Annotated in this window: 13 protein-coding genes; 2 read left to right on the plus strand and 11 right to left on the minus strand. The window is 37.9% G+C overall.

Annotation, left to right across the window (positions count from 1 at the left end):
* Positions 1-105 precede the first annotated feature (105 nt).
* Complete coding sequence (locus GVK91_RS13815; protein ID WP_159729412.1) at positions 106-465, minus strand: hypothetical protein; 360 nt, start codon at positions 463-465, stop codon at positions 106-108.
* Between the two features lie 656 nt (positions 466-1121).
* On the opposite strand from GVK91_RS13815, the gene GVK91_RS13820 reads away from it, so the two are divergent.
* On the plus strand, positions 1122-1844 hold the full coding sequence (locus GVK91_RS13820; RefSeq protein WP_159729414.1) for a hypothetical protein: 723 nt from the start codon (positions 1122-1124) through the stop codon (positions 1842-1844).
* 13 nt (positions 1845-1857) lie between these two features.
* On the opposite strand, the gene GVK91_RS13825 is transcribed toward GVK91_RS13820, so the two are convergent.
* The 7 genes from GVK91_RS13825 to GVK91_RS13855 form a co-directional block, all read right to left on the minus strand.
* Positions 1858-2754 (minus strand): hypothetical protein, encoded by an 897-nt coding sequence (locus GVK91_RS13825; RefSeq protein ID WP_153846670.1) that lies wholly within the window; start codon positions 2752-2754, stop codon positions 1858-1860.
* 770 nt (positions 2755-3524) lie between these two features.
* Positions 3525-4145, minus strand: a complete 621-nt coding sequence (locus GVK91_RS13830) for a hypothetical protein (protein WP_153846669.1) — start codon at positions 4143-4145, stop codon at positions 3525-3527.
* Positions 4146-4151: 6 nt separating this feature from the next.
* Positions 4152-4784, minus strand: coding sequence for a hypothetical protein (locus GVK91_RS13835; RefSeq protein WP_153846668.1), 633 nt, complete (start codon positions 4782-4784; stop codon positions 4152-4154).
* A 100-nt stretch (positions 4785-4884) separates the two neighbouring features.
* Positions 4885-5091, minus strand: a complete 207-nt coding sequence (locus tag GVK91_RS13840) for a hypothetical protein (protein WP_153846667.1) — start codon at positions 5089-5091, stop codon at positions 4885-4887.
* Positions 5092-5102: 11 nt separating this feature from the next.
* Positions 5103-5576, minus strand: coding sequence for a hypothetical protein (locus tag GVK91_RS13845; protein WP_153846666.1), 474 nt, complete (start codon positions 5574-5576; stop codon positions 5103-5105).
* Between the two features lie 33 nt (positions 5577-5609).
* A complete protein-coding gene (locus GVK91_RS13850) occupies positions 5610-6167 on the minus strand; it encodes a hypothetical protein (RefSeq protein WP_159729416.1) in 558 nt (185 codons plus the stop codon).
* A gap of 174 nt (positions 6168-6341) precedes the next feature.
* A complete protein-coding gene (locus GVK91_RS13855; protein ID WP_159729418.1) occupies positions 6342-6623 on the minus strand; it encodes a hypothetical protein in 282 nt (93 codons plus the stop codon).
* 391 nt (positions 6624-7014) lie between these two features.
* Between GVK91_RS13855 and GVK91_RS13860 the strand changes: the two genes are divergently transcribed.
* Positions 7015-7476: a hypothetical protein gene (locus tag GVK91_RS13860; protein WP_159729420.1), complete on the plus strand. Its 462-nt coding sequence runs from the start codon at positions 7015-7017 to the stop codon at positions 7474-7476.
* Positions 7477-7514: 38 nt separating this feature from the next.
* Here the strand turns inward: GVK91_RS13860 and GVK91_RS13865 are convergent, their stop codons facing one another.
* From GVK91_RS13865 to GVK91_RS13875, 3 genes are read right to left on the minus strand one after another with little or no spacing between them, the layout of a single operon-like run.
* Complete coding sequence (locus GVK91_RS13865; RefSeq protein WP_159729422.1) at positions 7515-8228, minus strand: LytTR family DNA-binding domain-containing protein; 714 nt, start codon at positions 8226-8228, stop codon at positions 7515-7517.
* Between the two features lie 6 nt (positions 8229-8234).
* Positions 8235-9347 (minus strand): sensor histidine kinase, encoded by a 1113-nt coding sequence (locus tag GVK91_RS13870; protein WP_235032928.1) that lies wholly within the window; start codon positions 9345-9347, stop codon positions 8235-8237.
* Positions 9310-11535, minus strand: a complete 2226-nt coding sequence (locus GVK91_RS13875) for an outer membrane beta-barrel family protein (RefSeq protein WP_159729426.1) — start codon at positions 11533-11535, stop codon at positions 9310-9312. Before GVK91_RS13875 ends, GVK91_RS13870 begins: the two co-directional genes overlap by 38 nt.
* Between the last annotated feature and the right edge of the window lie 42 nt (positions 11536-11577).

Below are 11577 nucleotides of genomic sequence, written 5' to 3' on the forward strand. Positions count from 1 at the left end.
TAAATTTATTTTTCAATTAAATTGGTCCCCACCGATAATTCAATCATCTAATAAGTTTAATAAACCAAGGCTCGTCTAGCAGCATTGCGCCTTGTTTCACTAGTTTCATTTAATGATTTGCACCTTTATCTCCGATACTACATCCGAAAAATGTTTCCACTCCAAATGCGAATAAATATCCTTGACCACACCTATCTTACTGAAAACGGAGAAAAAATAGCCCTCATTTAATATAGCTTGAAGAGCTGCATGAATCCCCTGGTAAGAGAGCTCTTTTACAATAAGCATATCTGTAGACCAAAAATAAATTTCACGATTTTTCTCCATCAGTTTATCGATATTAGTCAACGTAAACAATGTTCCAAAATAAACCTCATCATTCTCTAAAATAATGTTGACATCAAGGTTATCATCATATACATCGATAACTTGATAAGGAGCTGGAAATCGAACTTTAAATTTCATAACCTTCTTACTTTTTATAAACTGTCAACCAAACTACATCTGTCTCGGCACCGAATCATAAAACCTAGCCCCATAATCATAGCTATATATTATCCTATAATTCGGAACCAAAGCAAAAACATCAAAATACTAAAAGTGAGCATTAGAATTAGGATTAGCTTATATACATTTAACTTTGCATTTAGATCGTTAAATCTAGGGATCAATAAAGTAAAAATCAAGGCTATTAAAGAAACGCATAAGATTTCTTTAAAAAGGACTGGATATGAGTATCTATGCAAATAAAGATCAGATCCAATAATTAACATATATATTGTCGTAAACGCAATTGAGGTATGATAAAAAAAACTCTTCTTCTTAATGATTAAGATCAGCATATTTATAGTAAATAATGTGATTAGACAGCATATTGACACTATACTGTGATATGGAACGGGGTAGCCGTAGGAACCTTTTGGAAGTCCTAAATATCCATCATAGTTTATCAAATCATTGCCTTTTTCGACCAAAAGTACGAGCTGGAGGAGGATGACTAGGCACGCTATAATTTTAAATAGGTTTTTCATAATTAGTTTTCTCGCCCTAATATTCATTGTGGGTTTTTTGGGTTATTTAGTAAGTTTGCACGCAAAACACTACAGCACCTACTTTATTTAATGAGCAATCGAAAGAGAAACAATACATATAAGAAACAGAAATTGACAGAAAAATTTGCTCTTCACTTTCTTTTGCCTTTTGTATATCTGATAGTCCTGTATTTTAGTGAAGCTCCGGTCATTATTTTTACGGGAATCCTGTCCCCACTCCTCTATATATTTATTTTTGACCGCAAAATTTTCAGTAAAAGATTTGTTATATTTTCTTTTCCTGTATTTTTGACCGGAGCATTGATCTACAACTGCTTACCCAATTTTCAATATCAGAGCTTTCGTTTTTTTCACCCCAACTGGACAGAAACAGAGGGTAGAATTATCGATTATAAAATCGAATGGCTACCGACTGCCAAACGCACTGATAAAGCTTCTACAGCCACCATTCATTATGCATATAACGTCGACCTTCGCGAAGAACAGGTATATGCACCAAAAGCAGTCATCCGATATTCGGGAGACGTCTGGAATACCGAAAACGATATTGCTACTTATAATCTAGCGCTGCAAAAACAAGTGCAGGAATATATCGGTGCCAAAAATTACAAGATACTGCTCAATGAACGAGCTGAACCAAAATTATTTATGCCCCTGGATATTTTTAACTTCAGAGGGTCAGTCTTACTTCAGTCCTTAGTCATCATTTTAAAAGTCTCCGTCGTACTGGCTATTTTTGTAACCTGGCCTTATCTGCCAGCGATCCGATCGAAATTTTTAAAGAAAAGTTAGTCAAAAAAAACAACTATTTTAATCCCCTCTTTTTTAACCCCATCTTTTGATAGAAAATCTGGCTCTCTTCTCGAGCTAATTTCGACATTTTGTGATCGACATTAACTTTTTCTGCCTTATATTTCTTTAAGTTACTAATCATAACTATGTAAGCCTGCAAAAGCTCATCAGGGCCCGTATTTTGATGATCTATTACACGTTTGATTACTGTACCGTTTCTAATAAATGATATGGAATAGTGTAAAGATGGGCCTGTGCCTCCGCCAATATATTCAGACTTTAAAGAGCCGACATCCAAACGATCATATGCATCAAATATGCGATCGACCATTTTCTGATTAAATCGATAAGCTGAAAGTTCATCCTCACTATTTTGATAATAGTAATTGCCGTGTCTATCAAAATAAAATGATTCATCAACACATGTGTACCCAACACCTACAAATACTTTAGAAAAAAATATTCCATCAAAACTATTATTTTTTGAACTCGAAGGTCTGCAATATGCGACATCATAGTTCATATTTTGATCAAATAATATCAGGCTGTCTTTTGTCAGATTTTTTATCAGGTAGATATGCCAGCTCTTTCGTTCAACATCCCAAATCCGTAAAGAATCTTTTTTAATATCAAAATTGGTACGGAATCCTGTCGTCATACCATCGCAAACATTCGACTCGCTTTTTCGATAAAATGCACAGCTCATATTACATGAATCCATACGAAATTCAAAACCACAATTATCACGGATTTTTGAAATCACTCTTCCCGAACCAATATCGGGCAGGGTTGCCGTATCGAAACCCCAGCTTCCCTGTATATTTTCTATTGATTGCTTTTCATTATTCCCGGTACAGGATAGGATCAACGTACCCATAAATACACTAAAAACAAGTAAAAAACGATTCATTATACTATACATGCTAAAATGAAATTTCAATTCGTTATGGAAGTCTACTGTATACGATGTTTATAGTCCTAAATCTCCATAATTATGTTAGGCCGTATTTGTTTCTCGCCTACGAGAGCTGTCATCTGTTCACTAGAAACATTAGAGAAAAGGTATTCATGTTAAAATCTATTTGCGTGCCAATACAGTATTCTTATATATATCATCAGTATCCATGCATCTGATTTTTTGATATTGATTAGATAGCGCTTTTTATATGCGCTCAGTATATGGAAAAAGCTTATCACTTATCATAAATATATAATTGGAGTTCAAAAGCCAATCAGCTTCACCAATCACCTGTTTTACAACTTGCTCTGCTTTTATCAGCGATTCCATATTTTCGATTTTGTCAATAAACAAAACCGTCATTCCCTTTTCATTCAACCCTTTTTCAATGATGTCAGGCACTTGATTTATCCTTTCGCAATTAACCAAGACATTTCCCCAAGCACCTATATACTGCTCTTCGAGTTCTTCTTCATGATCAAGGAGATCATGAAATATTTAACCGTCTTTTGCTTCGATTTCAACTAAAGCAAGCCAAATATTTTTGTACATTTTTATATCTCTTGTTGATCAATCATCAGATCGTATATTATTCCTTTGGGTCTATTTTTACCAACTTTAAACAAATGTCCCTAATATAATAATAACATGCTTTACAGTAGGTTATTCTAAAAAATCAGATTGAATTCATAAATTCACATCCTTAAGGATAACCTTTTCATTTAATTATTTTTGTTCAACGGAACAAAAAAACTATTCGGCTCATAATCATCTTCGTCAAGTGAAAAACCATTTAAATAAAATAGATAAGCAATAGAATATTTTGTATCAAGTGGACTTTGAAACTCACCTTTCAAACGCAAGATAACCGATCCACGGATATGGTACGTAAATCGTTCAATAGATTCTGAAATAGGTTGGTCAACGTATTTTAATACTGCTAAATCTTGATTAAAAATCCTATATTTATCAACTATTTCGGCTATAAAAGCTTCATCTTGCGGATTCGTTAAAAGATCATTAAGAAATTGCGAGAAACTTATCTCGGTATCCATATTTTCCTTAAAATAGTTTCTAAACCACAGTAAGCGCCCCATAAAAAGTCTATTCCCCTTTGTTTTTCCGTATACAAAAAGTAGATCATTTCGATCGTAAAAAAATTCACTACTATCGCTTAAAACAAACGTCCTAATGCTTGCGGATTTGTGCAATGTTTCTGCGTCTTCTCTAGAAAAGCTAACTTCATTAGGGCGAGGATCTATAGAAGCCGTTTTCTTGTCGTCAGGATGACAACTACAAAAAAAAGCTGATACACAAACTAGAAGTAACAATCGCAATCCCATACGTTCCTATTTATATTTTACATCGACTTCATAATAAGTTTTTGGTGGACTTGGTGGATTTTTTATCGCCTCATATTTATGTTTATCCAAAAATGCTGAATTTCCGGATAAATAGATCCGGTCGATCTTCTCAAAATAATTGTAATAGTCAATCAGCGATCTGATTTTATCTCCAAAATCCTTATCCCGAAACGTGATGATGCCGTTTTTGCTCTTATAAAAAATATCGTTATCATTATTAATCAATAAGATATCGTCTTTAGAAGTAATCAGGTAAATTTTATAGTCTCCATAGGGATACATTTTATTGTCATCGCGATTAATGGTATCTCCCTGGGTTCGATATTTATTTACTATCGTTTTATACAACTTGTTCCATTCGGCACTATCTAATAGTTTATCATGGACCTTTGCAACAGCATCGTAATCAAATATATTTTGTTGAAAAGTTGAAAAGCTAAACTTGTCATCTTGGATAAGTCCATCTTCAAAGATAACTTTAATATAAGCACTGTCTGTCCTAGATGCGCTGTCTATCTTTTTATTTTCAACAACAGGTCCATTGCAGCTTGATATAAGCAGCAGGCAACTCATCATGCTGGCTAGCAACCAATGTAGAATCTGTTTCGTTTTTTTCATTTCAGATTGCCCATTTTTAAACATATTTTCATAATGCTATGTTACGGAAGTTTATTTCTTACGATGTTTATTGTCCTAACTTTCCATAATTATGCTTGGATTAATGCCTTTCCAAATTCCATCCAGTCGGTTTATCTTCCAGATCTGTGATGTCAAGCCCATTGATTAGTGTATAAAGTGGCTCTTCAGGAAAATTATTCATCCGCAATAGAATCAGCTTGTCGTATTCTTCGTTGTAATAGTAATACCCAATTTCTGGATGTTTTTTCCAAAGAATAGTTGACGAAATTAATTCTTCATTGTTCATAAGACCTTTATTTAGTAAACCTTGTTCATCGCGTTACCGGTATGTTTGTACTGCAATCCCAGATTATCCAATACCCTGTTTTTAAAGTTGTCTATAGCGATTTTTCTATCACGGATCTCCGCTTCATTTTCAGGTTTGTTATTAACATGTTTTCTTTCTCCCGATTGTTTATTTTCTACAGAAAGAAGCAATAATTCGGTTGGAGATTCCGTTGGAACCGGAATTAATACCCAGTAGATATCATTATTTTTCTCATCATTAACATAACCTTCGTAAAAATAAGGACTGTCCGTGCCGATTTTAAATAATGAATCCTGGAGAGTCATGTTATTATAAGCTGTTATCTTTTTAATAAGAGAATCCTGCGTTACATCAAATTCATACCGTTCGGCCATTAAATTACTTCCAGCAGCGATGAAGTCGCAAGAGGCAAAGAAACCGCTCAATAAAATTAGAATCACTATGGTTTGATAAAATTTGAACATGCTTAATCCTTTTAAAAATAATATGCTATCAAGTTATTCAGAACGATAAGAATTTATTTTGATCCAATTGCTTGACGTTATAATTCTTCCATTTCCCTTATTTTTTAGATATAGGTGCAATTTCACCTTCCTATCTGCGGTCGAAACTCTCAAATCGTCCTTTCCTACAGTAAATCGATATGAAATAATACTGTCCTTTTTCAATTCCAATTTGAATTCCTCTAAAAATGCGCAGTTTGGCAGTACAGTCGGTACTTGCTTTCCTTCTGGATAAAACTGTCTTGACAATAACCTAATTTGATCATCTGTATTTTCAATAATAATTTGGTTATGTTTTAATGCATCTGGATTCTTGGTTTTATAAAATACGGTCGGGTCTTCCCAATAATCAGGACAGCCAGTTGCAAACATTCGCTGATCTAATTTTAATATTGTATCCATTTTTGATTTGAACTCCAACCTTACAAGATAATCATTCCCCGTTTTTCTAATCGCTGTTTTTAAACATATTGAATCTTCGCATTTTTCAACGGATTGACATGAAGATAAAATACCTAATAAGGCAATATTTAAAAGTAGAATTATTTTCATAATGCTATGTTACGGAAGTTTATTTCTTACGATGTTTATTGTGCTGACTTTCCATAACTCCACCACTACCTATTTTTCAGCGTATTTCGTATATAAATCAATAATTCTAAGCATACATATACAATAAATATAAATATGAGGATGATTTGAGCCCAATCATTCAAAAAAGCTAGTTTATCCATCATATTTCGGTTTATTTTTAAGTTTAAAAATATTTTTCACAATCTTAACAAAGAAATAAATAATCAAAATTATATGGAGAAGCAGGCTGGCAGGGGTAAGTATACCTCCATCACCTGGCTCATACCTAACTACGGTATTCATTTGTGGATTATGCACCCCAATCCCACCGTAGGGTACAACTACTTTATGATTATATCCTTCCAGACGAATCAATGAATCATAATATTTGACATACTGCAATGAATCATAATTCACAGTTTCCTTTTTATCCATATTTAAAATTGACTTGGTCTAAAATAAATTGCGGCGCTTTCTTATCCATGCTATTTCCATAAACCGTCCATCGTACTCATTAATATTTTTCAATAGTTCGGACAGATCCTATAAGGAAGTTCCTCTATAGGGCTTTAATAGAAAAGCTCAGAAATCATACCCACATGAAATGATCCACAATTAAAAAATGCAGTGGTTTTTATGGCCTTTTTTTTTCTAAAGCAAATTTATAACTTTATTTACTTGGAGACTTAAAAAAATGCAATCATTTAATGAAGATCTAGCGCAATGCACCACCCAATAATGATATTCTCTAAAGTCGATTATTTAACATACCAGATAACGCATCAGCAGATTGGAATATTAATATAGCTAAATTAGAGATAAACACATGAAAAATTTCGAAAGAAACGGAAATGAATACAAAATGAAACCCCAGTTAGGAACCTATGTTCCTTTGGTTGGTATATTTTCCATTATGGCCCTAGTAGGTTTCATTAAAATGCCTGAATCCTCATTCAAATGGTGGATGCTGGGTATTGTCGTTATCTTGATGATTTCCCTGCTTAGAGCCTATTTCATCATTGATATGGACAATAGGGAGATCCGTACACGTAAGGGACTTTTGGGTAAAGAAGTGACCATTCCACTGGAGAGCCTACAGGGTTTTAGTATCCACAAGCTTAAACAATATGGCTTTATCACGATCAACGTCGCCCTGATCGCGCGTTATAAGGATGAAAATGGGAAAGAAAAAAAGGTACAGCTCGCACAGCACTATTTTACAAAACCGATACAGCGAATATGTAATGATATCGACGAAATCATAGCTGTTCATTTGGCTCAACAATGATATAAATCCCTATATAATCATCAAACTGCAGTATCTACTCAACTACGATTTAAGATCGATGTCATCACGTCCTCCCTTAAATTTCGGGCGATCGGAATTTTGTATTCCCCCACATGTAACTGATTCCCTTCTATGATTGCTATCCTATTCCTATTGACAAGATAGGATCGATGGCAGGCGATAAACTGGTGGACTGGCAGCGTACTCATCATCTGCTGTAGGCTGCAATAGGTCACTTCCTGCGAATCTATCGTCTGCACGATCACATAGTTACCCATACTCTGCACGAATAGGATATCGTGCAGAAAAATCTTCTTTAACTGTTTGTCCACCTTCAGAAAAATATGCGCATCTGGAGAAGTTGCCAACAGACCTGCAGATGGAGCAGCGCTGCTGAGCACATCAAATGCCCGATTCGCCGCCTTAAAGAAGCGTTCGAAGGGCACCGGTTTTAACAGATAATCGACAACGTCCAGCTCATACCCCCGCAATGCATATTTTTCGTACGCTGAGACGACGATTATCTTGGGCGGATTGCTCAGGCTCGCTATGTAATCCAAGCCCGATATCTCGGGCATCTCAATATCAAGAAAGATAAGATCAAGGGGATGCAAACGCAGATATTGGCTCAACTCGATCGCATCTTCGCATTCAGCAACAAGCTTCAAAAAATCTATTTTCTCGATGTAGGATGCGATTCCTTTGCGCGCAAAAGGTTCATCGTCCACTATAGCACATCTGATCTCTCTCATAAACAATTATAAATCTAGTATTAACTCAGCAAAAAAATGCGTTGTATCGGCATGCGTATTCAAGGTATGCCGCTGCGGATAGCACAATGCCAATCTCTTTTTCAGATTGGTAAGTCCCGCCCCCGACTCCGCTACCTCAGCCCGGGGAATTGCCGCCTCAACTGCCGCGGCCCCGGATAGGCTATTGGAAATGCTGAAGCATATGTTAGTAGGACGACGCTTGAGACAGATTGCGATCTCGTACTGCCCGCGCACATATTTAAAGGCATTTTCTATTAAAGGCTGAAAAAGCAAAGGAAAGATGCTGATGTCTGTCCAATCCTCGTCAATGTCTGTGCGCACGGTCAATCTTGCTGTCAACCGCTGCTGCTGAAACGCAATATAAGATTTTAAATATGCAAGTTCCTGCTCCATCGATACCTTTTCATCCACCGTATAAATCTGATAACGTAACAGTTCCGAAAGCTGTTCGACACTTTTTTTTGCCAATGTATTTGATTCATCAATTTGAAAATAGACCGTATTAAGCGCATTAAAGAGAAAATGTGGGTGGTACTGACTTTTCAATAATTGCAATTCGGTATTTAGCTTGTCCGCTTTGATCTGTTCCACATAGATGCGATTGTCGGCCATATTCCTGTCGCTGCGCTCGTTCCGCAAAAACATGTAGTAAAGCAGAAACAAGGGAACATAAATCGCATTAACCAAGATGTAATCAATATAACCATCCCCCATATAGATCCAGCCCAGGCGTTCGGACACGAAGACCGTTGGATTCAATATCCCCATGATTTGAACAACAGCAACGATATACTCTACTGCGACATTTGGTTTGACGGTAGGCTTTGCAGCAAAGATCCTCGCCAGTCTCCGCCGCCAAAGCACTGTTATGACGTAACAAAAAACCACCGAGATAAGCAGTCCAACCGAATGGATCCTAATTCCCCCAGACCAAAATTCATCTTTCTTGGTTACATCTGTCACGACTCGAAGAATATTGAAAGAAGCGATTCCCCAGAGTGCCGGACCTAGATAGTGTATGGGGTTTCCGCTTAATTTTGCAATGTTCGCTCTCATGATATCAGTAATTAATCCGGCTATTTTCTTCCAATCGGTCATTGGTACGATCGCTTTTTAGGTTACCTTTCATTCCGCGATGTAATCGGTAGGAAAGGTTGATCCCAATAACTCTACTATCGTACAACTCCCTGTACTTCCCTTCCATAGCATCACTACTAAAAATTATTTTAGGCCTGTTGGTCCTGAAAAGGTCATTGGCATAAATATACAAAGTTAATTTATCTTGCAAGATGGTTTTACGTACGGCAGTATTCATAGACCAGAGGGAAGCCATGGTAGCCTGCCCCTCGGCAGTAGACCCATTCCAGAAGCCATTGAGCTCGAGACTGAGTTTAAAAGGCAGACTTACCGTATTTTGTACCTGCAAAGAAGGTACCAGCCGCCTGTTGCGATGCACATCAGTTGCCGTCCGCCATTCAAAAGAGGTATAGTTCAGGTTCCCGTTCAGCTGTATGTTCCACTTTTTCAGGGGGGAAATACTCGCTGCATTAAACCGCAACCCCACATTGGATGCGTGCTCCAGATTCATCGGCATAACGACAGTCCGCCTTTGCTCGTCCAGGTTGTAACTCTTGCTGATCGCATTTTGCCGCAGGTTATAGCGCAGCTGCAACGAATAGCTGTTTTTGAACAACCAGGTCAGTTCCATCGTATGGACAAACTCGGGCTTTAATGCTGAGTTTCCCTTCTCGTACAAATAGGGGTCGTTGACCTCCACAAAAGGGCTCAGGTCTTTGAAATTGGGACGATTGACCCGCCTGTGGTAATTGAGCGAAAGCTTTTGTTCCGCATCCATTGCATAGGTCGCGGTCAGGTTCGGAAACAAATTTTTATAGGATCTCAGCATGATAAAATCTGTATCCTTATCATTGGCGGTCCTGCTCTTAAATGCAGCATCCTCAAATCGTAGCCCCACATCAATTTGGAAGAGGTCCGAAGGGCTAAACCGCGTCTGCATAAATAGCGCTTTCAACTGCTCCGCATGACCGAATGTATTGATCAGGTCGGCGCGGTCCTGCCAGCTGTTGTCATGAGTTTGCTGATAAAATGAATTGGTACGCATATTAACCTGCGTCAATTTTCCACCAAAAGAGGCCGTCATATTTGGACGGATGTCGAGCATATATTTCGATTGCACGGTCGTAATAGTAACCTTCCCTCCCGTCTCACCGCGGAGTTTTTGCTGCAAGGCCGTTACTGAGCCATCAGCACCAAATTTGTCCAGCAGTTGATCTTGGGTTTCGGATTGGTTAAACTGTTGCCGATCAAGATAATTTTCCCATTTAGAGCCAGCGCCAAACTGAACCGTCAAATGGGCTCCGGTACTAAAGTTCCTAAAGGTATGCCCCAACACATTTCCTGTTGCTATGCTGGAGTCCACCTGTGAAGAGCTGTTAAAGAAATTAGAACGAACAGCTTCCTGTTTGGTCCGCTCATGATTGTTGATTAATACATAAGTCCCCATTTTCACGTGATCATTTGGTGCATAATCGAGCGTGCCGTTGTAATAATGATTGCGATAATTTCTCTTTCTAACGGCGTCCATATCCAATCGCAATTCATTGCCCCTCTTATCCCCCTCCTTGCTGATATACCTGGTCGAATTAACATCAATTAATTCCGTCCCTTCTCCATAAGAATAGGTATGCGACATCGCCAACTTAGCGGTGTTGGCGGCCACGGCGATATTTTGGAAGGTTCTGCTGTACTTCCCTTGTTCGGCATTGGTCGATAAAGAAACACTGAGGCCAGGGGCGGTCCTGTTGATCCGTTTCAGATTGATAAAGCGGGCATCACCATTGGCATCCATTGTAGCATCTGGTTGCGTAATAAGTTCGACAACATCGAGCGATGCGGCTGGCATGGAGGCCAAAAAATTGATCAGATTTTCGCCATCCATAAAATTTGTTTTGCCGTCGACCAGCAGTTGAATGCCCGCTTGCCCGTTTAAACTGATCTTACCATTTGCTAAAATGCTCACACCAGGCATTCTGCGCAGCAGCTCCAGGGCGCTACCCGAAGAACCGGCGCTGCCTTTAGCTACCTGATAAGTCAGCCTGCCGGGAGCAATTTTAAGGGGATTTACCCGTCCCGACACGTGTACCTCATTCAAGCGTATCGGTTTAATGGTGGTGGTATCCTGCAACGAACAGCCTGTCTCCCCATAAGCGGTACGGCAAGCAAACAGCATTGTGGCCAACTCTAGATAGATTAATTTTCGGATCATTATTCGTATTCTTTAATTCGATACGAATGTATAGGCCTAACA

Source organism: Sphingobacterium sp. 18053 (assembly GCF_902706145.1).
Lineage (GTDB): Bacteria > Bacteroidota > Bacteroidia > Sphingobacteriales > Sphingobacteriaceae > Sphingobacterium > Sphingobacterium paramultivorum.

Coding starts and splice junctions, on each gene's coding strand:
- GVK91_RS13815 (WP_159729412.1), bottom strand. CDS start 465: ATGAAATTTAAAGTTCGATTTCCAGCTCCTTATCAAGTTATCGATGTA.
- GVK91_RS13820 (WP_159729414.1), top strand. CDS start 1,122: ATGAGCAATCGAAAGAGAAACAATACATATAAGAAACAGAAATTGACA.
- GVK91_RS13825 (WP_153846670.1), bottom strand. CDS start 2,754: ATGAATCGTTTTTTACTTGTTTTTAGTGTATTTATGGGTACGTTGATC.
- GVK91_RS13830 (WP_153846669.1), bottom strand. CDS start 4,145: ATGGGATTGCGATTGTTACTTCTAGTTTGTGTATCAGCTTTTTTTTGT.
- GVK91_RS13835 (WP_153846668.1), bottom strand. CDS start 4,784: ATGAAAAAAACGAAACAGATTCTACATTGGTTGCTAGCCAGCATGATG.
- GVK91_RS13840 (WP_153846667.1), bottom strand. CDS start 5,091: ATGAACAATGAAGAATTAATTTCGTCAACTATTCTTTGGAAAAAACAT.
- GVK91_RS13845 (WP_153846666.1), bottom strand. CDS start 5,576: ATGTTCAAATTTTATCAAACCATAGTGATTCTAATTTTATTGAGCGGT.
- GVK91_RS13850 (WP_159729416.1), bottom strand. CDS start 6,167: ATGAAAATAATTCTACTTTTAAATATTGCCTTATTAGGTATTTTATCT.
- GVK91_RS13855 (WP_159729418.1), bottom strand. CDS start 6,623: ATGGATAAAAAGGAAACTGTGAATTATGATTCATTGCAGTATGTCAAA.
- GVK91_RS13860 (WP_159729420.1), top strand. CDS start 7,015: ATGAAAAATTTCGAAAGAAACGGAAATGAATACAAAATGAAACCCCAG.
- GVK91_RS13865 (WP_159729422.1), bottom strand. CDS start 8,228: ATGAGAGAGATCAGATGTGCTATAGTGGACGATGAACCTTTTGCGCGC.
- GVK91_RS13870 (WP_235032928.1), bottom strand. CDS start 9,347: ATGACCGATTGGAAGAAAATAGCCGGATTAATTACTGATATCATGAGA.
- GVK91_RS13875 (WP_159729426.1), bottom strand. CDS start 11,535: ATGATCCGAAAATTAATCTATCTAGAGTTGGCCACAATGCTGTTTGCT.